The sequence below is a fragment of the Nocardioides sp. NPDC004968 genome (assembly GCF_040608935.1).
Taxonomy (GTDB): Bacteria; Actinomycetota; Actinomycetes; order Propionibacteriales; family Nocardioidaceae; genus Nocardioides.
This window is the reverse complement of sequence record NZ_JBEXJF010000025.1, coordinates 40025-65601: the sequence shown is the minus strand read 5'-3', so window position 1 is coordinate 65601 and position 25577 is coordinate 40025. Positions and strand designations below refer to the sequence as shown.

The window sequence follows — 25577 nt, the reverse complement described above, 5'->3', positions numbered from 1 at the left end:
GGGTCAGTCGACGGTGAAGCGGCGGCCGAGGTAGTGGTCGACGGCCGGCCAGATGTGGCCCTCCGACTCGGCGGCGTTGGTCCATTGCAGGGACCAGCCCTTGCCTGCGGCGGTGGTGATGTCGGCGGAGCGGCGGCCGCTGCTGCTCTGCTTGAGGTGGAGGGCGCGGATCTGGTCCCAGGGAACGTAGGCGGCGTTGGAGGCGGTGGCCAGCTCGGCTGGTGACCTGTCCAGGGCGCGCTGGATCAGCTTCCGGCCGGGCGAGCCGGAGGTCACCGTGGCCAGGCCGGTGGCGAGGCGGTCGGAGCCGGTGGGCTTGAGCAGCATCAGGCCTGTTTCGGTCACCAGGAGCGTACGGAAGCCGTCGCCGGAGATGGGGGCCAAGGCGCCGATGTAGCCGTCGGGCGGCGTCGGGGCCGGCGCGGCGTCAGGGCCCGCCTGCGTCTCGGCGTCGACCTGCGCGTCGAGCTGGTGCACCCAGGCGCGCAGCGCGGCGGCGTAGCCGGGGGAGCCGAGGGCCTCGTAGGCGAGCTCCTCGGGGTCGACCTCCTGGCCGGCGATGTCGACCAGCCGCCATGGACCGGCCCAGCTGAGCTCGTAGCGTGCCTTGTCCTCGCCGACCAGCTCGTGGGCGATGGCGGCGCCGAGGAGCCGGGCGATGACCTTTCGTTTCGCTTCGTCGGCCTCGTTGCCAGCCGCCTCGGGGGTCGTGGACTCGATGTCGACCAGGTCCAGGAGCGTGTCGAGGTTGCCGGAGGCGATCAGGTCGAGAGCCCCGCGGACGGTGGCCGGCACGATCTGGTTCTCCTGCATCGCGTTCAGGAGCGTCTCGGCGTTGATCGCCGCGGCACGGGCACCGGCGACGCTCACGATCTCGGCCATCGGCGCCGGCGTCAGACCCGAGCCGGCGAACGTCTTGTCCTCGAGGGCGAGGAAGTTCTGGGACGGGTAGCGCAGAATGCTGGCGGCGTTGCCGGACTTGTCCGACTTGTCGTCCTCATCCGCGGAGGCCATCGACTCCAGCCGCTCGATCCGCTCCGACAGTGGTGGGTGGGAGTCGTAGGCCGACGTCTTCGCCTCGGGCGGCGCAGCGCTGATCCTGGCGAGCTCCTCGAGCCGCTCGGGGTCGCTCATCAGGTTGGTGAAGTTGTCGAAGAAGCGCGTCGGACGCAGGCCGTAGTGGGTGCCGGCCTCGACGTACTGCTCCAGATAGATGTGCCAGGCGGCGTCGAGCGCCGGGAGGGTGCGCAGCGTGGTGGCCGCGGTCCGCGGCCCGGCGACCGTCGCGCTGAGCCGGTCGGCGTCGACCTCATGGGCGTGCGCGAGCGGGCGGGTCAGGGAGAAGAAGAGACGGGCGTACGTCCGGAACGGCCGCTTCACCAGTGGGTTGGAGAGGCTCGCGGCGACCTCTGCGATCGCCAGCCGGCTCCGGTGGATCAGGGCGCCGAGCCGGGTGTGGCTGGTGCTGTGGTGGCCGAGCTCGTGGGCGAGCAACGCGTGAAGCTGGTTGCGGGAGAGGCCCTGGAGGAGGGGTACGCCGAGGAACATGCGCCGGGTGCCGGTCCTGAGCCCGAGGAGGCTGGTCTCCTCGCTGACCGCCGCGTTGACCTCCGGCACCAACCGGATCTCGTCGGGCGCGCGGGTCCCGGCGGTGGCGGCCAGCGCGCGGACCTCGGCCCACAGCCCGGGCTGTTCCTGCTCGGTGAGGACGAGCCCGCCGAGGTCGCTCGAGGTCCTGACGCGCCGCCGTGGGGCCATCTGCTGACCGACCAGCGCGAAGGCAGCCAGGACGTAGGCAACGGCCAGGAACGAGACCGCGAGAGCAGCCCGGAGCGTACGCATGAATGGTGGACCTTGTGGGGGGATGGGGTTCAGTCCGAGATGAGTGGGAGGGTAGCGGGTCTGGCAATTCGCTGGGAAGCGCCTACGCCATAGACTCGACCTGATGAGTGAGACTCCCGCGCCGCGTCTGGCGGCCACGATCGAGGAGGTCTGGGAAGCGCTGCAGTCGCGCTGGCCCGAGACCCGGCTCGAGCCTTCCCTGGACCGGATCCGCGCCCTGCTCGAGATCCTCGGTGATCCGCAGAACGCGTTTCGGATCATCCAGCTGACCGGCACCAACGGCAAGACCTCCACCTCCCGGATGATCGACACGCTGCTGCGGTCCCTCGACCTGCGCGTGGGGCGGTTCACCTCGCCTCACGTGGAGCGGATCAACGAGCGGATCTCGATCGACGGCGAGCCCCTGACCGACGACGAGTTCGTGGCAGCGTTCAACGACGTCGCCCACTACCTCGGCATGGTCGACGACGACCAGCCGCACCCGCTGTCGTTCTTCGAGTCCATGGTGGGGATGGCCTACGCAAAGTTCGCCGAGGCCCCGGTCGACGTGGCCGTGGTCGAGGTCGGGCTGGGCGGTGGCTGGGACGCGACCAACGTCGCGAACGCCGACGTCGCCGTGGTGACCCCGATCGCGGTCGACCACGCGAAGTATCTCGGTGATACCCCGGTCGCCATCGCGCGCGAGAAGGCCGGGATCATCAAGCCGGACGCGGTCGCCGTGATCGCCGAGCAGTCCGTCGAGGTCGCCGCGGTGCTGGATCAGCACGCGGCGGAGGTCGGCGCCCGGCTGCTGTGGGAGGGCACCGACTTCGGGGTCGTCTCCCGCACCCCGGCGGTGGGCGGACAGATCCTCACGCTGCGCGGCCTGCGGGGGGAGTACGAGGACCTCTTCCTGCCCCTCTACGGCGCCCACCAGGCGCAGAACGCGGCGACGGCGCTGGCCGCGGTCGAGGCGTTCCTGGGAGACACCGTGCTGGCCGACGAGCTCGTGCGCGACGCGTTCGCCAAGGTCGACTCGCCGGCGCGGCTGGAGATCATGCGGTCGTCCCCGACGGTCCTGCTCGACGCCGCCCACAACCCGGCCGGTGCCGAGGCTACGGTCGCCGCGCTCGAGGACTCCTTCTCGTTCTCCGGTGTCGTCGGTGTCATCGGGGTGATGGGCGACAAGGACGTCGAGGGTCTGCTCGCCGTCTTCGAGCCCGTGCTCGAGCATCTCGTCGTCACCCAGAACTCCACCGAGCGAGCCCTTCCCGCGGTAGAGCTCGCCAAGATCGCCGTCGACCTCTACGGCGAGGAACGGGTCTCGGTGGTCCCGCGTCTCGCCGACGCCATCGACGCCGCGATCGGCCTCTCGGAGTCCTCCGGCGGCGGCTCGATCTCCGAGGGTGCGGTGCTGGTGACCGGCTCCGTGGTGACCGCCGGGGAGGCGCGTACGCTGCTGGGCTCGCGCGGCCCGGCCGCCCGGTCGGCTGCGACCGCGCGGGTCGTGCCGACCGCCGACCCGGAGCTGGAGGCCTACCTGGAGGCGGACGCAGATGACGAGTGAGCGGGAGAAGTCGCCGCGGCGCGGGATGTGCGCCGCGATCATCTCGATGGAGGGACTCGCGGTCGCGCTGGCCGCACCCGTGATGATCTCGATCGGCGGGGTATCCGCTGGGCTGGCGCTCCCGCTGGGCCTCGGGTTCTTCGTGGCCTGCATCGTGGTGGCCGGGCTGCTGCGCCGGCCCTGGGCCTACTGGCTCGGCTGGGCGCTGCAGGTCGTCGCGATCGGGATGGGCTTCCTGATCTCGATCATGTTCGTCGTCGGCGTGATCTTCGCGGTCCTGTGGGGCATGGCCGACATCCTCGGTCGCAAGATCGAGAGCGAACGGGCCGCGGCCTTCGAGGCATTCGACCGGATCGCCGCCGAGGAAGACACTCAGGAAAGCGCCGGGGAAGAGGCAGAGCCCAGGTAGGTTGGCTGCCGTGGAGGAGCGCGACGAGCTTCAGATGGCGACCGACGACGAGACCGCGACCGACTGGGCGCTGTGCCCGGCGTGCGGGAACGCGCTGGTGCTGCGGCGGCCGCGGACGCGTACGGCCCACTACGCGCACAAGGCCGGGGAGTCATGCCGGCTGATGGGCGCGCAGCTGCGGCGTACCAGCTCCGGGTGGGCCGTCGGCGGTGGCGAGGACGACCCCGACAGCCTCGAGAACCTCTTCGACCTGATCGAGGACGAGGCGCCCGGGCGCTAGGCCCCGAGCGCGCCGGTGACCGCGGCGAGCGCCTGATCGAGCTCCGCGTCGGTCACTCCGCCGAAGCCGATCACCAGGCCGGTCAGGCCGCTGGAGCGGGCGTAGGTGGAGAGCAGGTTGATCTCGAAGCCGGCCGCTCGGGCGGCGTCGCGGGCTCGGCGCGCATCCGTCTCGGGCAGCAGCCAGGTGGAGTACATCCCGGCGAGCGGGCCGGCGAGCGTGGCGTACGGGCTCATCGCCTCGGCCACCCTCGGGGCGCGCTCGGCGTAGACGCGGCGGGCGGAGCGTACGGCCCTGTCCAGCCAGCCGTCGCGAAGCAACGTCAGCAGTGCGCGCTGCGAGGGCCAGGCGGCGCCGGCGTGGGTGATGGTGCGGCGGTGCAGGATCAGCTCGTGCAGGTCGGGCGGCGCGACCAGCCAGCCGAGACGGAGCGTCGGGACCACCGACTTCGCCGCGGTGCCGAGATAGACCACCCGGCCGCGGTCCAGCCGCGCCATCGCGGGCACCGGCGCGACGTCGTAGCGGAACTCCGAGTCGTAGTCGTCCTCGATCACCACCGCGTCCGCCCGTCGGGCGGCCTCCAGGAGGGCCAGCCGGTCGGCCGCCGGCATGACGCGTCCCAGCGGGTGCTGATGCGCCGGAGTGACGTACGCAGCCACCGCATCACCCAGGTCGCCGACCGTCTCCACGGCGGGCAGGTCGATGACCTCGCGTCCGTAGGTGAGCACCGTCTCGGCCGCGGCCCGGTATCCCGGGTCCTCGACCGCCACCGGCCCGGGCCGCAGCTCGGGGAGCAGCGCGCGGAGCCCGTCGGTGGTGCCCGCGGTCACGATGATCTCGTCCGGATGGAGATCCAGGCCGCGGGTGCGTCCGAGTCTCGCTGCCAGCGCCTCGCGCAGCTCGAGCAGCCCACGCGGATCGTCGTAGCCACTCGGGGGAGCGGCCACCGAGACCTCCCGCCACGCCCGCCGCCACCCCGGCTCCAATCGCGTGTCGAAGAACGGCGTGCCCGTGTCCAGCCGAGACGTCAGCCCGGTCGGCCGAGACGTCGGCCGCGTCGGCCGAGTGGTCACCGGCGGTGCTGTTGCGGTCGTCGTGGTGCGGCTCGCGGTGACGTACGTCCCGGACCCGCGGCGCGCCTCGAGCCAGCCCTCAGCGGTGAGCTGGTCGTAGGCCTGCTCGGTCACCGCGCGCGAGACGCCCAGGTCTGCCGCGAGCGCACGGCTCGAAGGCAGCCGGTCGCCGGTCCCGAGGGTGCCGGCGAGGACCAGGGCGCGGACCTGGCCGGCGAGCTGGGCGGGGAGCGGCTCGGCGGAGGTGCGGTCGAGGGTCACGGGGAGCATGGGTCGAATGGCCTGTCGGAGTGGGTCTGAATTGGCCCGTGCGTGCAGGCCACTTCGCTACCAGGATGGTGCCATGAGCACGACGTTGTCACCCACCCCACGCACCCGAGTCAGTCGCGGGAAGAACCGCGCCGTCCCCGACCGCGAGCGCTTGCACACCTTCCTCGGTGAGGCGCTCATCGCCCACCTGGGCGTCACCGTCGGGTCGGGCGAGGAGGCTCACCCGGTCGTCCTGCCCACGGCGTACGGCTTCGATCTCGACGGCCCTGACGCAGGCGGGTCGCTCTACCTGCACGGCTCGGTGGCAGCTGGCTGGCTCGTGCGGGCGCTGGAGCGCGACGTGTGCGTCACGATCACCGAGCTCGACGGCCTGGTCGCGGCACGGAGCGGGTTCCACCACTCGATGAACTACCGCTCGGCCGTGGTCATCGGCCGCGCACGCCTGGTCGAGGACCCGGAGGAGCGCGAGCGCGCCCTCGCGCTGGTCGTCGACCAGATGATCCCCGGCCGCTGGGAGACCCTGCGTCCAGCCACCCGCAAGGAACTCGCCGCGACCGCCGTGCTCGCCCTGCCGCTCGCTGAGGCGTCGATGAAGGCGCGCGCCGAGGGGCCGGTCGACGACCCCGACGACATCGAGGCCGGGACCTGGGCCGGGGTCATCCCGATCCACCGCGTCGCCGGCGCCCCGGTCACCGCCGAGGACGCGACCGGACCGGTGCCGGAGGACGTCGTACGCCGCGCCGCCGGGCTGAACCTTCGTCAAGGCGATGTCCTGAGCTTGTCGAAGGGTATGTAGCCGAAGGGTCACATCCCGTGCGGAGTTCCGCTGGGGATGTGACCCTTGACCTGCATACCTTGATGAAGGAACCGGCAAACGCTCAGCTGAGCCCGGCGCGCCGCAGGGCGTCGGCCATGGCGCTGTTGGCCGGGGCGGAGGAGCCGCGCCCGCCGCCCTGTCCACCCTGGCCGCCACGGTTGCCACTGGGCCGCCCGCCGCCGCTCTTGCCGCCGCCCTTGGGTCCGCCCTTGCCCTGGCCCCGCTGGCCACCGGGGCGGCCGGAGCGGTCGCCGGACTCGCCCTTGGCGGGAGCACCCGCGGGAGCGTCGTCGTTGAGCCGGAGGGTGAGCGAGATCCGCTTGCGGGCCTCGTCGACCTCCTGGACCTTGACGCGCACCACGTCACCGGAGCGGACGACGTCGCGCGGGTCCTCGACGAACTTGTCCGACATCGCGGAGATGTGGACCAGGCCGTCCTGGTGGACGCCGATGTCGACGAAGGCGCCGAAAGCGGCCACGTTGGTGACGGTGCCCTCCAGGACCATGCCGGGACGCAGGTCGGCGATCACATGCACCGACTCGGAGAAGGTCGCCGTGCGGAACTCCGGACGCGGGTCGCGTCCGGGCTTCTCGAGCTCGGCGAGGATGTCGGTGACGGTCGGCAGGCCGAACTTCTCGTCGACGAACTCCGACGGCTTCAGCGACTTCAGCGCGGAGGTGTTGCCGATCAGCGACCCGATGTCCGCCGACGCCTTGTCCAGGATCCGGTTGACCACCGGATAGGCCTCCGGGTGGACGCCGGACATGTCGAGCGGGTCGTCGCCGCCGCGGATCCGGAGGAACCCGGCCGCCTGCTCGAACGCCTTCGGGCCGAGGCGCGCCACCTTGGTGAGCTCGCGGCGGGTGCGGAAGGGGCCGTTGGAGTCGCGGTGCGCGACGATCGCCGAGGCGAGCGACTCGGTGATCCCCGAGACCCGGCGCAGCAGGGGAGCCGAGGCGGTGTTGAGGTCGACGCCGACGCCGTTCACGCAGTCCTCGACGACGGCGTCCAGAGACTTGGAGAGGCCGTATTCGGGCAGGTCGTGCTGGTACTGCCCGACGCCGATCGACTTCGGCTCGATCTTCACCAGCTCGGCCAGCGGGTCCTGAAGACGGCGCGCGATCGACACCGCCCCACGGATCGACACGTCGAGCTCCGGAAGCTCGGCGGAGGCGTAGGCCGAGGCGGAGTAGACCGAGGCGCCGGCCTCGGAGACCATCACCTTGGTCATCTTCAGGTCCGGCAGCAGCTTGAGCAGGTCGGCGGCGAGCTTGTCGGTCTCGCGCGAGGCGGTGCCGTTGCCGATCGCGATCAGGTCGACGGAGTGCTTCTTCGCCAGCTTGGCCAGCGTCGCCAGGGATCCGTCCCAGTCGCGCCGCGGCTCGTGCGGGTAGACCGTCGAGGTGTCGACCACCTTGCCGGTCGCGTCCACGACGGCCACCTTCACGCCCGTCCGGATGCCGGGGTCGAGGCCCATCGTCGCCCGGGTGCCGGCCGGCGCGGCCAGCAGCAGGTCGCGCAGGTTGTCGGCGAAGACCGCGATCGCGGCCTCCTCGGCGGCGGTGCGGATCCGGGTGCGCATGTCGAGCTCGAGGCGGAAGAGGATTCGCGTACGCCATGCCCACCGCACCGTCTCGGCCAGCCACTTGTCTGCCGGACGGCCGGAGTCGACGATCCCGAAACGAGCAGCGATCGAGCGCTCGTAGTCGGTCACCTCGCCTGGCTCCGGCTCCTCGGCGTAGGGGGAGAGGGTGACGTCGAGAACCTCCTCCTTCTCCGCGCGCAGGACGGCCAGGGTGCGGTGCGACGGAAGCGAAGCGTACGCCTCGGAGAACTCGAAGTAGTCGGAGAACTTCGCCGCCGCCGGATCGTTCTCGCGACCTTCCCGGACGCGGGTGACCAGCCGGCCGGCGGTCCACATCCGCTCCCGCAGCGTGCCGATCAGGTCGGCGTCCTCGCCGAACCGCTCGACCAGGATCGCGCGGGCCCCGTCGAGCGCGGCCTTCAGGTCGGGGACGTTCTCGCCGAGGAAGCCCTCGGCCACCACGGTCGGGTCCAGCGAGGGGTCGGCCAGCAGCCCGTCGGCCAGCGGCTCGAGCCCGTTCTCGCGGGCGATCATCGCCTTGGTGCGCCGCTTCGGCTTGAACGGCAGGTAGATGTCCTCCAGCCGCGCCTTGGTGTCGGCGGCGAGGATCGAGGCCTGCAGTTCCGGGGTGAGCTTGTCCTGCTTCGCGATCTCGGCGAGCACGGCGGCACGCCGCTCCTCCAGGTCGCGCAGGTAGCCGAGTCGCTCCTCCAACGTACGCAGCTGGGCGTCGTCGAGGCCGCCGGTCACCTCCTTGCGGTAGCGCGCGATGAACGGCACCGTCGAGCCCTCGTCGAGCAGGGCGACCGCTGCGGTCACCTGCGCCGGGCGCACCCCGAGATCTTCGGCGATGCGGGCCGGGATGGCGGCCATCGAGTCTGCGAGCGTCGGAGCTGATGGGGTTGTCGTCACGGGGCGCCATCCTGCCGCATCCCACCGACATGATCTCAACGTGGCCGACAGGTGCACGGCGGCGACCGGCCCGAACGTGCCCGGACGGGCCCTCCCCGATACGCTCGGCCCCATGACGCAGCGCACGTTCGTGATCCTGAAGCCCGACGCCGTCCGCCGGGGCCTGGTGGGGGAGATCCTGTCCCGCTACGAGGCCAAGGGCCTCTCGATCGTGAAACTGGAGCACCGCACCATCGACGCCGGCATGGCCGACGAGCACTACGCCGAGCACGTCGAGCAGCCGTGGTATCCGCCGCTGCGTGACTTCGTCACCTCCGGCCCGCTCGTCGCCGCCGTCCTCGAGGGCGACGAGGCGATCGAGGTCGTCCGCGCGCTCAACGGTGCCACCGACGGCCGCAAGGCCGCCCCGGGCACCATCCGCGGCGACTTCTCCCTCTCCAACCGCGAGAACCTCGTCCACGGCTCCGACTCGTCCGAGTCGGCCGACCGCGAGATCAAGCTCTGGTTCGGCGCCTGAGACGAGGGAAAAAGCCTGACCCGAGATCGCGCCGGTACCTCTACCGGCGCGATCTCTCATTCGCCCTGGAGGCCGCTTTCGCGGGCCTCTGTGAGCCGTTCCGCAACGCCCGGTGAACGCAGGCATCCCCTGGTTCGGCGGCGTGGATGCACCCCGTATCGTTGCGGTTTCGGCGAGCCTCTCCGGATTGAGGCTCGGACCTTCGTAGCCTCGTCGGGAGGCCCGCATCCTGCAGCACAGATCCCCGACGCGGCGCCCCGGGAACGCGAGGACGCATGGCGAGCATCATTGGACGTGACATGGCGGTGGACCTCGGCACCGCAAACACACTCGTCTACGTCCGCGGCAAGGGTGTCCTTGTCGATGAGCCGAGTGTGGTCGCGCTCAACAAGAACACCGGCGAGATGGTCGCCGTCGGCCATGAGGCCAAGAAGATGCTGGGACGTACGCCCGACGACATCGTCGCGCTGCGGCCGCTGAAGGACGGCGTGATCGCCGACTTCGAGGCGACCGAGCAGATGCTCCGCTACTTCATCCATCAGGTGCACCGCCGCCGCTACTTCGCCAAGCCGCGGATGGTCATCTGCGTCCCGTCCGGGATCACCGCGGTCGAGATCCGCGCGGTGAAGGAGGCGGGCTACCAGTCAGGTGCCCGGATGGTGAACATCATCGAGGAGCCGATGGCAGCCGCGATCGGCGCCGGGCTCCCGGTGCACCTGCCGACCGGCAACATGGTCGTCGACATCGGCGGCGGCACCACCGAGGTCGCGGTGATCAGCCTCGGCGGCATCGTCACCTCGCAGTCGATCAGGACCGCCGGCCACCAGCTCGACAACGCGATCATGACCTGGCTGAAGAAGGAGCACGCGCTGCTCCTGGGCGAGCGCACCGCCGAAGAGGTCAAGATGACCCTCGGTTCGGTCTGGCCGCTGCCCAACGAGCCCGAGGCCGAGATCAGGGGACGAGACCTGGTCAGCGGGCTGCCGCGCACCGTGACCGTCTCGAGCGCCGAGGTGCGCAAGGCGATCGAGGAGCCGCTGCACGACATCTTCGACGCGGTCCGGTCCACCCTCGACCAGACGCCGCCCGAGCTGGCCGGCGACATCATGGACCGCGGCATCGTGCTGACCGGCGGCGGCGCCCTCCTTCGCGGGCTCGACGAGCGCCTGCGCCACGAGACCGGCATGCCCGTCCACGTCGCCGAGTCCCCGCTGACCTCGGTCGCGATGGGCGCCGGCCGCTGCGTCGAGGACTACGACGTGCTCCGCCCCGTCCTGGTCAACGAGAACAGGAGATGGTGACGTGTCGTTGCTGAGCCCCCGCCCCAGCGAACGTCTGCGCAAAGGGCTGGAACAACGCAAAGGCCCCAAACCCATGGTCCGTAAGCCGCGGGAGAGGCTCAACCGCCGCGGCAGCCTCGAGACCAAGGCCGGCGGCGGTGGTCCGAAACGCTCCTGGCTGATCGCGCTCATCCTGTGCTGCGCGACGCTGGCCACACTCGACCAGACCCCCGTCCTCGAGCCGGCCCGCGCCGCCGTCGGTGAGGTGATGTCCCCGCTGGAGACCGGCGCGGCGCTGGTGGCCCGCCCGTTCACCGACATCCCGGAGTGGTTCGACACCCGCGACGAGCTGCGCGACCGGGTCGCGAAGCTCGAGGCCGAGAACTCCACCCTGCGCCGCCAGGTCGAGGTCACCGACTACGGCCGTGCCAAGCTCGCCGAGTACGAGTCGATCACCCGCGCTGCCGAGGACCTCGGCTACGCCATGGTGCCGGCGAGGGTCACCGCCTACGGCCCCGCCCAGACCTTCAACCGCACCGTCACCATCGACGCCGGCAGTGCCGCCGGGATCAGGTCCGACATGTCGGTCGTGACCGGCGATGGCCTGGTCGGCCGGGTGCTGCGGGTCACCAAGACCTCGGCGACGGTCCTGCTGATCGTCGATGCCGCCTCGGTCGTCGGCGGCCGCGTCGGCGGTGCCGACCGCGGCGACAAGAAGTCCGGCCAGGTCGGCATGGTCCGGGGCTCCGGCGCGGTCGCCGGAGGCGCCAACGCCGGTCTGCTGACCCTCGACCTCGTCGACCGGTCCACCACCCCGCTCAAGGGCGACACGGTCATCACCTGGGGTGATGGCCGGGCCGCTCCGTACGTCTCCGGGCTGCCGATCGGCGAGGTGACCGACAGCACCGAGAGCGTGCGTGACTCCTCGCAGACGGTCCGGATCAAGCCGTACGTCGACTTCGGCTCGCTCGACGTCGTCGGTGTGGTGGTGCCCAACGACACCATGAGCGACCGCGCCGTCATCACACCGGAAGGGGAGCTGCGATGACTGACATGCAAGCCCGTGCCTCAGGCGCCGCTCCGGTGCTGCGCAACGTGCTGGTCGGCATGCTGGTCGTCATCGCGGTCGTCCTCCAGTTGAGCGTGGCGCCGGCCTTCGCCATCCGCGGGATCACCCCCGACCTGGCGCTCCTGGTCGTCATCGCGGTCGCGCTCACCCGTGGCGGGCAGGCCGGCCTCGTGACCGGGTTCGCCGCCGGCGTGCTCCTCGATCTGGCGCCGCCCGCCGATCACACCGCGGGCCGCTGGGCGCTGGCGCTGCTGATCGTCGGCTACGTCGCCGGCCGTGTCCGCGAAGGCAGCATCGACGAGGGCAGCATCCACGGCGGCCGGGGCCGTCCCAACGCGATGACCGTGATGGCCACGGTGGCCACCTGCGCGTTCATCGGGGTCAGCATCTTCGCGGTCAGCGGCCTGATTCTCGGTGAGGCGCCGCTGACGCTGCTGCCGACCGTGGCGATCAGCGTGGGCTACGACCTGCTGCTGGCGCCGTTGCTGATCCCGGCATTGCTGTGGCTGATCGGCAAGGGGGACATCTGACATGGCGGCGAGCCGACTCTCCACCGCGCAGGTCAGCCGGTTGCGGCTGATCGTGATCCAGGCGCTCGTCTTCTCGCTGCTGGCCACGCTCGGGGTCAGGCTCTTCTACCTGCAGGTACGCCACGGCGACGCCTATCAGGCAGCCGCGGCCTCGCAGTCCAAGCGCGAGATCGTGCGCCAGCCGGTGCGCGGCATCATCGTCGACGCCCAGGGCCGGCCGCTGGTGACCAACCGCTCCGCCTGGGTGGTCAGCCTCGACCAGGGCGTGCTCGACGGGCTCGACGACGACGACAGGAAGACGCTGATGGCCCGCGTCGCCAAGGCCGTCGAGGTGTCCCCGAAGAAGCAGAACGAGGCGATCGCCAACTGGTCCGGCACCCGCTACCAGCCGGTCCCGATCGCCACCGACGTCTCCGAGTCGACCGCGCTGCGCATCCTCGAGCAGCCCGAGGACTTCCCCGGGGTGGTCGCGGAGAAGCAGACGCTGCGCTCCTACCCGAGCCCCTTCGGCATCAACGCCGCCGGCGTGCTCGGCTATCTCTCCCCGATCACCGAGGACGAGAACGACAACGCCAAGGAGCGTGGCGACGAGTCGCTCAACATCACCTCGATGGTGGGTCGCTCCGGTGTCGAGAAGGAGTACGACCAGTGGCTGCGCGGGATGCCCGGCTACGACACCGTCACCGTCGACTCGCTCGGCCGAGAGATCGGGCGCGGCGACTCGGTCGCCTCCCAGCCCGGCGACACGCTGGTGACCAGCATCGACGCCAAGGTGCAGGGCCGTGCCGAGAAGCTGCTCGCCGAGTCGATCGAGACCGCGCGCAACACGTTCGACAAGATCTCCGGCCGCAACTTCGAGGCCGACTCTGGCTCGGTCGTTGTCATGGAGGCGCAGACCGGCCGACTGGTCGCGATGGCCAACCAGCCGACGTACGACCCCGAGGAGTGGGTCGGCGGGATCACCCAGAAGCAGCTCGACAGGCTCTACTCCGAGAAGGCGGGCTACCCGCTGCTGCCACGGGCGACGCAGGGTCAGTTCGCGCCGGGTTCGACGTGGAAGCCGTTCATGACGGTCGGCGCGCTCAACAACGGCTACAGCCGCGACACCCTGCTCAACTGTTCCAGCGGGCTCCAGGTGGGCAACCGGGTGTTCAAGAACTACGAGTCGGGCGCCTACGGGTTCATCGACTTCGCCAAGGCGCTCCAGGTCTCCTGCAACACGTTCTTCTACCAGGTCGGGGTCCACTACTGGCAGAAGTACGGCGCCAACCCCGCCGACGTCAACGCCAAGGACCCGCTGGTGGAGACCGCCAAGGCCTTTGGCTTCGGCAAGCGCACCGGCATCGACCTGCCGGGGGAGTCGACGGGCCGGATCGCGGACCGGAAGTGGAAGGCCGAGTACTACCAGGCCATGAAGGGCTACTACTGCCGGATGGACGAGAAGAAGAACGCCCCCACCGACTTCCTGCAGCTCTTCGCCCACGAGTTCTGCATCGAGGGCAACTACTACCGCACCGGCGACGCGGTGAACTTCTCCATCGGCCAGGGCGACACCATGGTCACCCCGATCCAGCTCGCTCGGGCCTACGCGTCCCTGGCCAACGGCGGCACCCTCTACGAGCCCAGGATCGGGAAGGCGGTCGTCAGCGGCGACGGGACGGTGGTCGAGAAGATCGATCCCAAGGTCGCCGGCAAGGTGAAGATGTCGGCCAAGAGCATCGACTACGTCAACGAGGCGCTGCTCGGCACTCCCCAGTCGGGCTCCCTGGCCTGGAAGTTCGGCGGGTTCCCGCTCGACGAGGTGAAGGTGCGCGGCAAGACCGGCACCGCCGAGGTCACTGGCAAGCAGACGACCGGCTGGGTCGCGACGTACAACAAGAAGTACGTAGTCATCATGACGATCTCCCAGGGCGGCACCGGCTCGGGCTCGGTGGGCGATGCCGTACGCAAGCTGTGGGAGACGCTCTACGGAGTCGAGGAGGGCGGTGCCGAGGTGCGGCCCGGCAAGGCCGCGATCCGGGGCATCGACCCGCCGAGGAACCTGCCCGCGTTCGGTGCCGACGGCTCGATCGTCGCCCCGAAGGACTGAGGGGTTGAGGGGCAGAGCATGAAGAACGACGTGATGGCCTTCGTACGCCGCATCGACCTGGTCCTCCTGGGTGCGGTGCTGGTCCTGGTGTCGCTCTCGGTGCTGCTGGTCTGGTCCGCGACCATCCACCGCGACGCGATCACCGGCGGAGACACCACCGCCTACCTGCGCAAACAGGCGATCAACGTGGCGGCCGGGCTGGTGCTGATGGTGGGCGTGGTCGCGACCAACCACCGCTGGGTCCGGCTCCTGACGCCCGTGGCCTACCTGGCCGCGGTGGTCGGGCTGGTGCTGGTGCTCGTGATGGGCTCCACGGTCAACGGCTCGAAGTCGTGGGTGAATCTCGGGCCGGTCCAGGTCCAGCCCTCGGAGCTGGCCAAGCTGGCCGTGGTCATCGCGATGGCGCTGGTCCTGGCCGAGCGCAGCGAGGGCCGCTGGCGGGCACGGGTGTCGCTGGGCGACGTGGTCGCGATGATCCTGGTCGCGGCGGTGCCGATCGTCCTGGTCCTGCTCCAGCCCGACCTCGGCACCACGCTGGTGCTCGGCGTGACGGTCTTCTGCGTCCTCGCGGCCGCGGGGACACCGCGGCGATGGCTGGCGCTGCTGGCGTTGACCGGTGTCGCGGGCGCCACGACGGTGGTCGCGACCGGGGTGCTGAAGCAGTACCAGATCAACCGGTTCATGGCGTTCACCGATCCGTCGCTGGATCCTCGCGGGGCCGGCTACAACGTCCAGCAGGCGCGGATCGCGATCGGCGACGGCGGTATCTTCGGGCAGGGTCTGTTCCAGGGCTCGCAGGCCCGTGCGGGCTTCGTCCCCGAGCAGCACACCGACTTCATCTTCACCGTCGTGGGGGAGGAGCTCGGGCTGGTCGGCTCGCTGGTGGTGATCGGGCTGTTCGGTGTCGTGCTGTGGCGCGGACTGCGGATCGCGGCGCGCACCGACGACCTCTTCGGGCGCGTGGCGGCAGCCGGGATCGTGTGCTGGCTCGGCATCCAGAGCTTCCAGAACATCGGGATGTGCCTGGGCATCATGCCGGTCACCGGGGTCCCGCTACCTTTGATTTCCTACGGCGGTTCCTCGATGATCGCGGCGCTGCTGGCAGTGGGTCTGCTGCTCGGCATCTCGGCCCGTTCGCGGCGCACCGGTCTGGACCGGTCCGGACCACTTCAGGACCTCCGCTCGCGTGATCGCCTGCAGGTTGCTGCAGTGCGAAAAGATGTCGCGTTTCATCGAAATTAAACTCGATTACGTTCCCTCCCGGTGCCCCACAGGGCATCTGTTACCCCTTGCAGCCCTCATCCCGAGGCTGCTTGACGACGGGAGCAGTAACCGTGAACAGACCCCACAAAAACCAGCGCCTCGGCGCACTGGCAGCAGCGACGGTCACCGCCGTCGGTGCGGCTACCACCATCCTGGCCATGTCCGGTCCCGCCGGCGCAGCAGACAGCCCGGCACCGCTGATCGGTGCCGAGAAGTCGACGGCCATCGACAACTCCTACATCGTCGTGATGAAGGGCAACGGTGCGGCGGCCAAGGCCAACGCCGCCGACGCCCGGGCGCTCGCCAAGGAGAAGGGTGGCTCGGTGAAGTACGCCTACGACAAGGCGGTCACCGGATTCTCCGCGACACTCGACGCCGACGCGCTCGACGCGCTCCGTAGCAACCCCGACGTGGACTACGTCGAGGCCAACCAGGTCGTCAAGGCCAGCGGCGACCAGGCCAACCCGACCTGGGGGCTCAACCGGATCGACCAGCGCAACCTGCCGCTGAACTCGAACTACCACTACGACTACACCGGCTCGGGTGTGAAGGCGTACATCATCGACACCGGCATCCGTTCCGCGCACGCGGACTTCGGCGGCCGGGTGACCTCCGGCTACACCGCCATCGGGTCCAGCACCGAGGACGAGAACGGCCACGGCACCCACGTCGCCGGAACCGTCGGCGGATCGACGTACGGTGTCGCCAAGAACGTCACCCTCGTGCCCGTCCGTGTGCTCGACGCGTCCGGGTCCGGCACCACCGCCGGCGTGATCGCGGGTGTGAACTGGGTGACCTCCAACCACACCTCCGGTCCGGCGGTCGCCAACATGTCGCTCGGTGGCGGGGTCTCCTCGACCCTCGACTCCGCGGTCTCCAGCTCGATGGCGGACGGCGTCACCTACGCCGTGGCCGCGGGCAACGACTCCGGTGCGAACGCATGCAACGGCTCGCCCGCCCGGGTGGCCGGAGCCCTGACCGTCGGCTCGACGACCAACACCGACGCCCGGTCGAGCTTCTCCAACATCGGCTCGTGCGTCGACCTGTTCGCTCCGGGCTCGTCGATCACCTCGGCGTGGCACACCTCCAACACGGCGACCAACACGATCTCCGGTACGTCGATGGCGACCCCGCACGTCGCCGGAGTGGCAGCGCTCTACCTGCAGGCGAACCCGACGGCATCGGCCTCCGCCGTCGCCTCGGCGATCAACTCCAACGCCACCACCGGCGTGGTCACCTCGCCCGGGACCGGTTCACCCAACCGCCTCCTCTACTCGCTGTGGAGCGGTGGCACCGACCCGACGGACCCGCCGACCACGGGCAACCTGCTGACCAACCCGGGCTTCGAGTCCGGCGCGACCGGCTGGAGCGCATCCTCGGGCGTGATCGACAGCTCGAGCGGCGCTCCGGCTCGTACGGGCTCTTACAAGGCGTGGCTGAACGGCTATGGCACCGCCCGCACCGACACGCTGTCGCAGTCGGTCACCCTGCCCGCGACCGGTAAGACCCTGTCGTTCTACCTGCGAGTGATCACCAACGAGACGACCACGTCGACGGCCTACGACAAGCTGACCGTCAAGGTCGGGTCGACGACGCTGGCGACGTACTCCAACCTGAACGCGAGCTCGTCGTACTCGTTGAAGTCGTTCTCGCTCGGGTCCTTCGCCGGCAGCACCGTCACGCTGACGTTCACCGGTACCGAGGACTCCTCGCTCGGGACCAGCTTCCTGATCGACGACACCTCCGTCGCCTGATCTCGGGCGCTCATCTGATGGCCTGACCTGAGGCCTGACCACGCCGGGTCGCTCGCGTAATGCGGGCGGCCCGGTGTGTTGGTTACAGCCAATTTTCCTACCTTGTTTATGGCCTGTTTACAGGCGTTCACCTTTGGTATCTGCACGTTGCTGCAATGCGAAGAGTTGGGTCGTTACGGGTCCTACGTAACGTGATTACGTGGTTGACCGAACGCTTCGGGTTGCGGCCGTAGGGAGGGCGCAGGGCGTTCGGCCGGCACGTGTGAGGTCTGCGCGTGGGACCACCTACAGGCGGTTCCCAAGTCCGGTGCAATGAATGGTTGTGGCCCCATCGGGCCGCACGATGACGGGAGTCAGTTCGTGAACCGAACCATCAAGAACCGGGCCTTCAAGGCGCCGGCAGTCATCTCCGCCGTAGCTGTTGGAGCAGCAGCCTCGGCGATCGCCTTCACCGTCCCGGCCGGTGCCGCGGACAGTCCGGCACCGCTGCGCGGCGCGGACGCCTCGACCGCAATCGAGGGTGAGTACATCGTCGTGATGGAGAAGCAGGGCCGTAGCGACGTGGCCAAGTCTGAGGCCAAGTCGGTCCGCAGCGACGCCCGCGACGCCGGTGGAGACGTACGGGAGGTCTTCAACACGGCGTTCAACGGCTTCTCGGCCTCGCTCGACAAGGACGCGCTCGAAGAGGTCCGCTCCAACCCGGACGTCGCCTACGTGCAGGCCAACCACCGCTACACCACCCAGGGTGACCAGGCCGACCCGACCTGGGGCCTCGACCGGGTCGACCAGGCCGCGCTGCCGCTCGACAAGAACTACCACTACGAGCAGACCGGTGCCGGCGTGACCGCCTACATCATCGACACCGGCGTCGCGACCGACCACTCGGAGTTCAGCGGCCGGATCGGTGAGGGTTTCGACGCGGTTGACGGCGACACCGACCCGACCGACGGCAACGGCCACGGCACCCACGTCGCGGGCACCGTCGCCGGCACCACCTACGGTCTGGCCAAGGAGGCCACGATCGTTCCGGTCCGCGTCCTCGACGACCAGGGCTCCGGCACCACCGAGGGTGTCGTCGCGGGCATCGAGTGGGTCACCGAGAACCACACCGACGGCCCGGCCGTCGCCAACATGTCGCTCGGCGGTGGCAACGACGCCGCTCTCGATGCGGCCGTCCAGGCCTCGATCGCCGACGGCGTGACCTACGCCGTCGCGGCCGGCAACGAGAGCTCCGACGCCTGCGGTTCCTCGCCGGCGGCCGTTCCGGAGGCGATCACCGTCGGTGCCACCGACGACACCGACGCCGCCGCGGACTTCTCCAACACCGGTGAGTGCCTCGACATCTTCGCCCCCGGCGTCGACATCACCTCGGCCTGGAACGACGGCGCGACCAACACCATCTCCGGTACGTCGATGGCGACCCCCCACGTCGCCGGTGCCGCCGCGCTCTTCCTCGAGGCGAACCCCTCGGCCACCCCGGCCGACGTCGCCACGGGCCTGACCGGCGCCGCCACCCCCGACCTGGTCACCAACCCGGGCACCGGTTCGCCGAACCTGCTGCTCACCACGCTGTTCTGAGCCACCGGCTCTGAGCTCAGGGTGTTGGGGCCGTCCGGGAGGGGCGGCCCCAACACCTATTTCCGCTCCGCTACGACGGCTTGGTCCACTCGATGGTGTGCCGAAACCCGAGGCGGCGGCGGATCGAGGCGCCGGGCATGATTTCTCGGACCGTCTCGCGCAGGTCGTCGAAGGGCATCGTCGGGTCCTTGATCGGGACCGGGGTGACGGGTGTGCCGTCGGTCGACGGCCATGGATGCTTGACGTAGCCGATCACCGGGTTGGTCACGGCCGACGCGAGGTCCCAGAGGTGGTCCGACGCGCTGTGCGGCGGTGCGAGGCCGACCGCCAGGAACCGCCCTCCCGGCTCCAGGAGACGGCGCACATCAGCGAGGGCGGCGGCGACGTCCAGATGATGCAGAACGGCGACCATCGTGACCAGGTCGACCGGCCCGGTGACCTCGGCCCAGGGGCGACCGTCGACGGTGACGTTGGCGAGACCTGCGCAGCGAGCGGTGGCGTGGCGCCGCATCTCCTCGTCGCGATCGTTCCCGCGGACCGCCTCGAACCGCGGCGACAGCGACGCGACGAGCTCGCCGCGGCCGCAGCCGACGTCCAGTGCGCCGCGACGCCGCGCGGGCAGGTTCGCGAGGATCCAGCTGTGGAAGTGGTCGTTGTGGCTCCAGGGATGCCGTGCGTTGAGCCTGGCCATGCCTGTTGCCACGGTCCCTCCGGCGAACTCTTCTGCCCACGTACGCAAAGCCATGCCCGGCATTCTGTCCTCGCGACGCCGGGTTTGGTAGGGGAGTCAGGAGGCGGCGTACGCTTGGGGTTGATCGTTCCCGAGCTTTGAGGTGCCCATCGTGACCGTCGCCCAGAGCGACCTCGTTCCTGAGTCTGTCTTCCCTCGGCTGGAGCCGCGCCTGGCGCTGGTGTCCAAGCCGATCCAGTACGTCGGTGGGGAGCTCAACTCGACCGTCAAGAAGTGGGACGAGGTCGAGGTGCGGTGGGCGCTGATGTACCCCGACGCCTACGAGGTCGGCCTGCCGAACCAGGGCGTCCAGATCCTCTACGAGGTGCTCAACGAGCGTGACTGGATCGCCGCCGAGCGCACCTACGCGGTGTGGCCCGACCTCGAGAAGATCATGCGCGAGGGCGACGACCAGGGGCCGATCCCGCAGTTCACCGTCGACGCCCACCGTCCGGTGAAGGCGTTCGACGTGTTCGGGCTCTCGTTCTCGACCGAGCTCGGCTACACCAACATGCTCAACGCGCTCGACCTCGCCGGGATCCCGCTGCACGCGGTCGACCGCGGCGACGACGACCCCGTGGTGCTCGCCGGCGGCCACGCCGCGTTCAACCCCGAGCCGATCGCCGACTTCCTCGATGCTGCCGTGCTCGGCGACGGCGAGGAGGTCGTGCTCAAGATCTCCGAGGTCGTGCGCGAGTGGAAGCAGGACGACCGCCCCGGCGGCCGCGACGAGCTGCTGCGGCGGCTGGCCGTCTCCGGTGCCGTCTACGTGCCGAAGTTCTACGACGTGAACTACGCCGCCGACGGCCAGATCGAGGCCGTGGTCCCCAACCGCCCCGACATCCCGTGGCGGGTGCGCAAGCACACCCTGATGGACCTCGACGCCTGGCCCTACCCGCGGAATCCCTTGGTGCCCTTGGCTGAGACCGTCCATGAGCGGTTCTCGGTGGAGATCTTCCGCGGCTGCACCCGCGGCTGCCGCTTCTGCCAGGCCGGGATGATCACCCGCCCGGTGCGCGAGCGCTCGATCACCACCATCGGCGACATGGTCGAGAACGGGATCCGGAAGTCCGGTTTCGAGGAGGTCGGCCTGCTCTCGCTGAGCTCGGCGGACCACACCGAGATCGGTGACGTCGCGACCGGCCTGGCCGACCGCTACGAGGGCACCAACGTGTCGCTCTCGCTGCCCTCGACCCGCGTCGACGCCTTCAACATCACCCTGGCCAACGAGTTCTCCCGCAACGGCCGTCGCTCCGGTCTGACCTTCGCTCCCGAGGGTGGGTCCGAGCGGATGCGCAAGGTGATCAACAAGATGGTCACCGAGGAGGACCTGATCCGCACCGTCGGTGCGGCGTACTCCCACGGCTGGCGCCAGGTGAAGCTCTACTTCATGTGCGGCCTGCCGACCGAGACCGACGAGGACGTCCTTCAGATCGCCGAGCTGGCGAAGAAGGTCATCGCCAAGGGCCGCGAGGTGTCGGGCCGCAACGACATCCGCTGCACCGTCTCGATCGGTGGCTTCGTACCCAAGCCCCACACCCCCTTCCAGTGGGCCTCCCAGCTCGACCACGAGACCACCGACGAGCGGCTGCAGAAGCTGCGCGACGCGGTTCGTGCCGACAAGAAGTTCGGCCGCGCGATCGGTTTCCGCTACCACGACGGCAAGCCCGGCATCGTCGAGGGCCTGCTGTCTCGCGGCGACCGTCGGGTCGGCCGGATCATCGAGCACGTCTGGCGCGACGGCGGCCGCTTCGACGGCTGGAGCGAGCACTTCTCCTACGACCGCTGGATGACCGCCGCCGAGACCGGTCTCGCCGGCACCGGCGTCGACCTCGACTGGTACACCACCCGCGAGCGTGAGTACGACGAGATCCTCCCCTGGGACCACCTCGACTCCGGCCTCGACAAGGACTGGCTCTGGGCCGACTGGGAGGACGCCCTCGCCGTCGCCAACGGCGAGGACATCGAGGTCGAGGACTGCCGCTGGACCCCGTGCTACGACTGCGGCGTCTGCCCGGAGATGAACACCGACATCCAGATCGGGCCCACGGGCAAGAAGCTGCTGCCGCTCTCGGTCGTGTAGCGGGTTCCCTGTCGGATCAGTCGCTGATTGAACCGGTGGAGGGAAAGACGTTGCCGGCTATGCAGGTTGCGTGGTGGTCGCCGGCATTCCATTCGTCCTTCGTGGGCGCGAAACTGTAGGTGGACAGCGAGAGTCCGTCGTTGTTGTCGGCCGTGAGCCGGATGAATGCCGCGCGACACGACTCATAGGTGCGTTCCTCGACATCGCTGTACCCAGGCCAACTGGTGCCCGGTATCGGGGCGAGCTGGTAGATCTCCCAACGGTGCTCCTGCGCACACGGGACGACGTCGACAATGCCGAGTGCGCTCTTGACACCGCCCGGCTTTGGGTCGTTGTAGCAATCCCCGACCTGTAGATCCATTGCCCAAGCCGTCCCGTTCGACGTCACCGCTCCGATGCTGTCGCGCTCGATGTTGGCACCGCTCGTGAACCACCAGGCACTACCGACGAGCCCGACGATGAGGGCAAGGCCGGAGGCTCCGATCGCGATTGCGGTGATTGCCTTCTTGGTGCCATGGTTGCGGCCCCGGCGGGACCTGATGAGCACCGCGATCGCGAGCCCAATGCCGACGATCGGTGCCAGCGGGAAGAAGATGAAGCAACACAGAATGAGGGCCACGATCGCCATCGCCTGAGAGTGCGCCGCGGGGTGCGCGTCGTTCGACATGAGCGGATGATGACATGCCCGTCAGGGCATGCGCAGGGTGCCCTGGCCGACCAACCCTCGTGAATCTCCGCGTCTCGATATCGTCGACGTGGGAGTCCCAGAGTCACCCGGTGACGTCAGGACTCCCGGGTCGAGGCACGCCGCTACGGTCAGCTGATGGCGGCGGTCGCCTCCACCTCGATGAGTACGTCGGGGCGGAAGAGGCCGGCGACCCGCACCAGCGAGCTGGCCGGCGGGTGTGCGAGGTCGACGAACTCGTCGCGTACCGACCGGATCAGCGGCAGCTCGGTGGTGTCGACGACGAAGTAGGTCAGTTTGACCACATCCGTCCAGGCTGCGCCCGCGGCGGCCAGGGCCACGCCGAGGTTGACGAAGGTCTGCCGCGTCTGCGCCTCCCAGCCGTCGGCCACAGCGCCCTCGTCGGTGACGCCGACCTGGCCCGAGGTCACGACCAGCCGGGCGCCGGGGTCGGTGATCACCGCGTGGCTGTAGCCGGCGGGTGCGGGAAGGTCTTCGGGGGTCAGGAACTCCATCCGCTGAACGTAGACCCGACTCGGTCCCTTTGGCGACCGCTTACCCGCCGCTCAGCCGACAGGGCGGACCCAGCGGCGCCACTCGGCCTGCGACTCGTAGCCCGAGCTCTTCCACAGCGACTGCCCCAGGTCGTTGCCTTCCAGGACCATCGCGTCGATCCGGCCCGCGCCGAGCGCCACGAGGCGGGTCTCGGCGTGGTCCAGGAGGCGATGGGCCAGTCCCTGGCGGCGTACGTCGGGGTGTACCGCCAGCCGGTAGAGGTGGGCGCGCCAGCCGTCCCACCCGGAGATCAACGAACCGACGACCCGGCCATCCTCGGTGACCGCGACCGTGCAGGCCCCCGGGTCGCGCGCGATCAGCGTCTCGACCTTCACCGCGGAGTCGGTCGGCCGCGAGTCGTTCTCGGCGGCCACCTCCCACAGCTCCAGAAGTGACGGGACGTCAGCAATAACCGCTGGGCGCAACTCGATCACGGCGGGAAGTCTCCCACGCGCTCGCTCGCCCACCGGTAGGTTGCCGCCATGTCGGACAACAGAACACTGGCACGTAGCTATCTCCAGCTCCTCGATGCGCGGGACTGGGACGCCTTGGCGGCTGTGCTGGACGAGGACGTCGTCTACGACATGCCGCAGACCCGTGAGCTGATCATCGGGCGCGAGTCGTTTCTCGAGTTCAACCAGACCTACCCCGGCGAATGGCGCCTCACCCCGAAGATCGTGATCGCCGACGACGATCGGGCAGTGGTCTGGTTCGACTGGAGGATGGGTGATGAGTCGGGCGAGTCGCAGACGTTCCTCGAGATCGACGCCGGGCGGATCACACGTGTCACCGACTTCTGGCCGGAGGCGTACGACCCGCCGAAGCGAGCCGTGACGGTCGAGCGCTACTGACGCGCTGGCCCGGTCGTCGTACCTGACGCTGGAGCCTCAGCAGTCCGCGGCGCCGCGCATGGCGAAGTCGATGCTGACGGCGTGGTGGTCGGAGAGGCCGGTGGGGGTGACGTTGCCGTCGCCGGCGGAGAGCCAAGAGTTGGGGAGCAGGTAGTCGACGCGGCCGCCGCCGTCGTGGCTTGAGCCCAACGAGGCGCCGGCGTCGGAGAGCGTGCCCAGGGCGGCGCCCAGGACGCTGGAGCCGTCGCCGGCGTTGAGGTCGCCGCCGAGGAGCTTGGCGCCGTCGTAGGCGTTCACCTTGGACATGACCGCACCGATCTGGGCCTGCCGCAGCGAGTCGGAGGTGTGGTCGAGGTGGGTGTTGAAGACGACCAGGCGCTGACCCTCGACGATGATGTTGGCCCGGAGTACGCCGCGCTGCTCCTTGCCGTCGCGGTTGGGCAGGTGGGTGTTGTCGTAGCCGTCGATGGGGTAGCGCGACAGGATCGCGGTGCCGTAGCCACCACGGTCGGTGAGGTAGGCGTTGGCGCCGAAGACCGACTGCATCCCCAGGTGCGAGGCGATGATCGCCGGCTGGTCGACGTTGCCGGAGCGGCGGCGGTTCTGGTCGACCTCCTGGAGGAGCACGACGTCGGCACCAGAGGCCCGGATCACGCCGGCGATGCCGCCGAGCTCACCGGGGGAGACCCGGCCACCCTTGATGTTGAAGGTCATCACGGTCAGGTTGCGCGGGACCGCGCACGGGTCGATCTTGGGCTTCTTCGGGACCTTGTCGATCGCCGGCGGTGCGTCCAGCGTCTTGAACTTCGGCAGCGGCTCCGACAATGCCGAGGCGGAGGCCGACGGGCTGGCCGCATCGGGTTCAGAGCTCGGCGAGGAGGAAGTGTCCGCGGAGGCCTGCCTGGAGTCGCTCAGCCGGGGTGCGAGGACGGTCAGCGCGGCGATGGCGCCGACCGTGAGGACCACCGCGAAGATCGGCAAAAGCTCCTTGAGGCGTACCGAGAACTTCCTGCTTCTGTGGTGGGTCACCGCGCGAGTCTCCCATTTTTGGTGTGCAAACCGTTACAGACCGTTCGCTTTCCATTCGCCGGATGGGTGATCGCGCCCCTGGACCGACATAATCGACCCGTGCGTCAACAGCCCGAACAGCAGGCCCCGCCGGTCCAGCGTCTCCGCATCCGCTACGCGAAGCGCGGCCGCCTCCGGTTCACCAGCCACCGCGACTTCAGCCGAGCCTTCGAGCGCGCGGTCGCCCGGGCCCGGATCCCGGTGGCCTACTCCTCGGGCTTCAACCCGCACCCGCGGATCTCCTACGCCGGTGCGGCTCCGACGGGAGCGGCGAGCGAGGCCGAGTACGTCGAGCTGGGACTGCGCGAGACGGTCGACCCCGCCGCGACCAAGGCTGCCCTGGACGAGGTCATGCCCGACGGTCTCGACCTGATCGACGTCGTGGACACCGCCACCTCGCCCAAGGGCGCGCTGGCCGACCTGCTCACCGGCAGCGAGTGGATCATCGACCTCCCGACGGCGCCGGAGGAGGCGGCTGCGGCGGTCGAGGCGTTCCTCGGAGCCGAGGAGGTCATCGTGTCCCGGATGACCAAGAAGGGTCTGCGCGAGTTCGATGCCCGAGGAGCGGTCGTACGCCTCGGCTCGGCGCCCCGCGAGGGTGGCTCCCGGCTGGAGCTCCTGCTCAAGCACGGCACCCCGACCGTACGTCCCGACGACGTCGTCACCGGCCTGGAGCGCATCGGCGGCCTGAGGGTCGGCCCCGAGCACGGCGGGCTGCCGCTCCTGACCCGGCTCAGCCAGGGGGTCTTCGACGAGGCTTCCGGCACGATCGGCGACCCGCTCCACTAACG

23 protein-coding genes are annotated in these 25577 nt (G+C 69.7%); 15 read left to right on the top strand and 8 right to left on the bottom strand.

Annotated elements, in window-relative coordinates; genetic code table 11:
• Positions 1-3: 3 nt before the first annotated feature.
• Positions 4-1842, bottom strand: a complete 1839-nt coding sequence (locus ABZU72_RS20410; RefSeq protein WP_355020649.1) for a M48 family metallopeptidase — start codon at positions 1840-1842, stop codon at positions 4-6.
• Between the two features lie 103 nt (positions 1843-1945).
• Here ABZU72_RS20410 and ABZU72_RS20405 point away from each other — a divergent pair, with 103 nt between their 5' ends.
• From ABZU72_RS20405 to ABZU72_RS20395, 3 genes are read left to right on the top strand one after another with little or no spacing between them, the layout of a single operon-like run.
• Entirely contained in the window at positions 1946-3388 is a 1443-nt protein-coding gene (locus tag ABZU72_RS20405; RefSeq protein WP_355020648.1) for a folylpolyglutamate synthase/dihydrofolate synthase family protein, read from the top strand.
• Complete coding sequence (locus ABZU72_RS20400; protein WP_355020647.1) at positions 3378-3797, top strand: DUF4233 domain-containing protein; 420 nt, start codon at positions 3378-3380, stop codon at positions 3795-3797. The genes ABZU72_RS20405 and ABZU72_RS20400 overlap by 11 nt, the downstream gene beginning before the upstream one ends.
• A gap of 10 nt (positions 3798-3807) precedes the next feature.
• Positions 3808-4077, top strand: coding sequence for a competence protein CoiA family protein (locus ABZU72_RS20395; protein ID WP_355020646.1), 270 nt, complete (start codon positions 3808-3810; stop codon positions 4075-4077).
• Here the strand turns inward: ABZU72_RS20395 and ABZU72_RS20390 are convergent.
• Positions 4074-5420: a PLP-dependent aminotransferase family protein gene (locus tag ABZU72_RS20390; RefSeq protein ID WP_355020645.1), complete on the bottom strand. Its 1347-nt coding sequence runs from the start codon at positions 5418-5420 to the stop codon at positions 4074-4076. The two genes, ABZU72_RS20395 and ABZU72_RS20390, sit on opposite strands and share 4 nt — an antisense overlap.
• A gap of 73 nt (positions 5421-5493) precedes the next feature.
• On the opposite strand from ABZU72_RS20390, the gene ABZU72_RS20385 reads away from it, so the two are divergent.
• Positions 5494-6216, top strand: a complete 723-nt coding sequence (locus ABZU72_RS20385) for a pyridoxamine 5'-phosphate oxidase family protein (RefSeq protein ID WP_355020644.1) — start codon at positions 5494-5496, stop codon at positions 6214-6216.
• An 82-nt stretch (positions 6217-6298) separates the two neighbouring features.
• On the opposite strand, the gene ABZU72_RS20380 is transcribed toward ABZU72_RS20385, so the two are convergent.
• Entirely contained in the window at positions 6299-8734 is a 2436-nt protein-coding gene (locus ABZU72_RS20380) for a Tex family protein (RefSeq protein WP_355020643.1), read from the bottom strand.
• 112 nt (positions 8735-8846) lie between these two features.
• Here ABZU72_RS20380 and ndk point away from each other — a divergent pair, with 112 nt between their 5' ends.
• The 8 genes from ndk to ABZU72_RS20340 all read left to right on the top strand — a co-directional run bounded on the left by ndk (position 8847) and on the right by ABZU72_RS20340 (position 18814).
• Positions 8847-9251 carry a nucleoside-diphosphate kinase gene (ndk, locus tag ABZU72_RS20375; protein WP_355020642.1) on the top strand — a complete coding sequence of 135 codons (405 nt, stop codon included), beginning with the start codon at positions 8847-8849 and terminating at the stop codon, positions 9249-9251.
• 275 nt (positions 9252-9526) lie between these two features.
• Positions 9527-10552: a rod shape-determining protein gene (locus ABZU72_RS20370; protein ID WP_160024659.1), complete on the top strand. Its 1026-nt coding sequence runs from the start codon at positions 9527-9529 to the stop codon at positions 10550-10552.
• 73 nt (positions 10553-10625) lie between these two features.
• Positions 10626-11579 carry a rod shape-determining protein MreC gene (gene mreC / locus ABZU72_RS20365; RefSeq protein ID WP_355020641.1) on the top strand — a complete coding sequence of 318 codons (954 nt, stop codon included), beginning with the start codon at positions 10626-10628 and terminating at the stop codon, positions 11577-11579.
• Entirely contained in the window at positions 11576-12130 is a 555-nt protein-coding gene (gene mreD, locus ABZU72_RS20360; RefSeq protein WP_355020640.1) for a rod shape-determining protein MreD, read from the top strand. Before mreC ends, mreD begins: the two co-directional genes overlap by 4 nt.
• A 1-nt stretch (position 12131) precedes the next feature.
• On the top strand, positions 12132-14219 hold the full coding sequence (mrdA, locus tag ABZU72_RS20355) for a penicillin-binding protein 2 (RefSeq protein ID WP_355020639.1): 2088 nt from the start codon (positions 12132-12134) through the stop codon (positions 14217-14219).
• 18 nt (positions 14220-14237) lie between these two features.
• Positions 14238-15461: a rod shape-determining protein RodA gene (gene rodA, locus ABZU72_RS20350; protein ID WP_355020638.1), complete on the top strand. Its 1224-nt coding sequence runs from the start codon at positions 14238-14240 to the stop codon at positions 15459-15461.
• 92 nt (positions 15462-15553) lie between these two features.
• The gene (locus ABZU72_RS20345) at positions 15554-17236 is read left to right on the top strand and encodes a S8 family peptidase (protein ID WP_355020637.1); all 1683 of its coding nucleotides are present in this window, start codon (positions 15554-15556) and stop codon (positions 17234-17236) included.
• Positions 17237-17596: 360 nt separating this feature from the next.
• A complete protein-coding gene (locus ABZU72_RS20340; RefSeq protein WP_355020636.1) occupies positions 17597-18814 on the top strand; it encodes a S8 family peptidase in 1218 nt (405 codons plus the stop codon).
• Between the two features lie 70 nt (positions 18815-18884).
• Here the strand turns inward: ABZU72_RS20340 and ABZU72_RS20335 are convergent, their stop codons facing one another.
• Positions 18885-19559: a class I SAM-dependent methyltransferase gene (locus tag ABZU72_RS20335; protein ID WP_355020635.1), complete on the bottom strand. Its 675-nt coding sequence runs from the start codon at positions 19557-19559 to the stop codon at positions 18885-18887.
• A 97-nt stretch (positions 19560-19656) separates the two neighbouring features.
• On the opposite strand from ABZU72_RS20335, the gene ABZU72_RS20330 reads away from it, so the two are divergent.
• On the top strand, positions 19657-21627 hold the full coding sequence (locus ABZU72_RS20330) for a TIGR03960 family B12-binding radical SAM protein (RefSeq protein ID WP_355020634.1): 1971 nt from the start codon (positions 19657-19659) through the stop codon (positions 21625-21627).
• A gap of 16 nt (positions 21628-21643) precedes the next feature.
• Here the strand turns inward: ABZU72_RS20330 and ABZU72_RS20325 are convergent, their stop codons facing one another.
• The 3 genes from ABZU72_RS20325 to ABZU72_RS20315 form a co-directional block, all read right to left on the bottom strand.
• Positions 21644-22294, bottom strand: coding sequence for a septum formation family protein (locus ABZU72_RS20325; protein ID WP_355020633.1), 651 nt, complete (start codon positions 22292-22294; stop codon positions 21644-21646).
• Positions 22295-22443: 149 nt separating this feature from the next.
• The gene (locus tag ABZU72_RS20320) at positions 22444-22827 is read right to left on the bottom strand and encodes a RidA family protein (RefSeq protein WP_355020632.1); all 384 of its coding nucleotides are present in this window, start codon (positions 22825-22827) and stop codon (positions 22444-22446) included.
• Positions 22828-22878: 51 nt separating this feature from the next.
• On the bottom strand, positions 22879-23301 hold the full coding sequence (locus ABZU72_RS20315) for a GNAT family N-acetyltransferase (RefSeq protein ID WP_355020631.1): 423 nt from the start codon (positions 23299-23301) through the stop codon (positions 22879-22881).
• A gap of 48 nt (positions 23302-23349) precedes the next feature.
• Here ABZU72_RS20315 and ABZU72_RS20310 point away from each other — a divergent pair, with 48 nt between their 5' ends.
• The gene (locus ABZU72_RS20310; protein ID WP_355020630.1) at positions 23350-23718 is read left to right on the top strand and encodes a nuclear transport factor 2 family protein; all 369 of its coding nucleotides are present in this window, start codon (positions 23350-23352) and stop codon (positions 23716-23718) included.
• Between the two features lie 36 nt (positions 23719-23754).
• Here the strand turns inward: ABZU72_RS20310 and ABZU72_RS20305 are convergent, their stop codons facing one another.
• Complete coding sequence (locus tag ABZU72_RS20305) at positions 23755-24747, bottom strand: endonuclease/exonuclease/phosphatase family protein (RefSeq protein WP_355020629.1); 993 nt, start codon at positions 24745-24747, stop codon at positions 23755-23757.
• A gap of 99 nt (positions 24748-24846) precedes the next feature.
• Between ABZU72_RS20305 and ABZU72_RS20300 the strand changes: the two genes are divergently transcribed.
• Positions 24847-25575: a TIGR03936 family radical SAM-associated protein gene (locus ABZU72_RS20300; protein ID WP_355020628.1), complete on the top strand. Its 729-nt coding sequence runs from the start codon at positions 24847-24849 to the stop codon at positions 25573-25575.
• Positions 25576-25577 lie beyond the last annotated feature (2 nt).

Excerpts from the sequence above, each read along its gene's own strand:
- ABZU72_RS20410 (WP_355020649.1), bottom strand. The coding sequence starts at position 1,842 with ATGCGTACGCTCCGGGCTGCTCTCGCGGTCTCGTTCCTGGCCGTTGCC.
- ABZU72_RS20400 (WP_355020647.1), top strand. The coding sequence starts at position 3,378 with ATGACGAGTGAGCGGGAGAAGTCGCCGCGGCGCGGGATGTGCGCCGCG.
- mreD (WP_355020640.1), top strand. The coding sequence starts at position 11,576 with ATGACTGACATGCAAGCCCGTGCCTCAGGCGCCGCTCCGGTGCTGCGC.
- ABZU72_RS20405 (WP_355020648.1), top strand. The coding sequence starts at position 1,946 with ATGAGTGAGACTCCCGCGCCGCGTCTGGCGGCCACGATCGAGGAGGTC.
- ABZU72_RS20325 (WP_355020633.1), bottom strand. The coding sequence starts at position 22,294 with ATGTCGAACGACGCGCACCCCGCGGCGCACTCTCAGGCGATGGCGATC.
- mrdA (WP_355020639.1), top strand. The coding sequence starts at position 12,132 with ATGGCGGCGAGCCGACTCTCCACCGCGCAGGTCAGCCGGTTGCGGCTG.
- rodA (WP_355020638.1), top strand. The coding sequence starts at position 14,238 with ATGAAGAACGACGTGATGGCCTTCGTACGCCGCATCGACCTGGTCCTC.
- ABZU72_RS20320 (WP_355020632.1), bottom strand. The coding sequence starts at position 22,827 with ATGGAGTTCCTGACCCCCGAAGACCTTCCCGCACCCGCCGGCTACAGC.
- ABZU72_RS20335 (WP_355020635.1), bottom strand. The coding sequence starts at position 19,559 with ATGGCTTTGCGTACGTGGGCAGAAGAGTTCGCCGGAGGGACCGTGGCA.
- mreC (WP_355020641.1), top strand. The coding sequence starts at position 10,626 with ATGGTCCGTAAGCCGCGGGAGAGGCTCAACCGCCGCGGCAGCCTCGAG.
- ndk (WP_355020642.1), top strand. The coding sequence starts at position 8,847 with ATGACGCAGCGCACGTTCGTGATCCTGAAGCCCGACGCCGTCCGCCGG.
- ABZU72_RS20310 (WP_355020630.1), top strand. The coding sequence starts at position 23,350 with ATGTCGGACAACAGAACACTGGCACGTAGCTATCTCCAGCTCCTCGAT.
- ABZU72_RS20390 (WP_355020645.1), bottom strand. The coding sequence starts at position 5,420 with ATGCTCCCCGTGACCCTCGACCGCACCTCCGCCGAGCCGCTCCCCGCC.
- ABZU72_RS20370 (WP_160024659.1), top strand. The coding sequence starts at position 9,527 with ATGGCGAGCATCATTGGACGTGACATGGCGGTGGACCTCGGCACCGCA.
- ABZU72_RS20385 (WP_355020644.1), top strand. The coding sequence starts at position 5,494 with ATGAGCACGACGTTGTCACCCACCCCACGCACCCGAGTCAGTCGCGGG.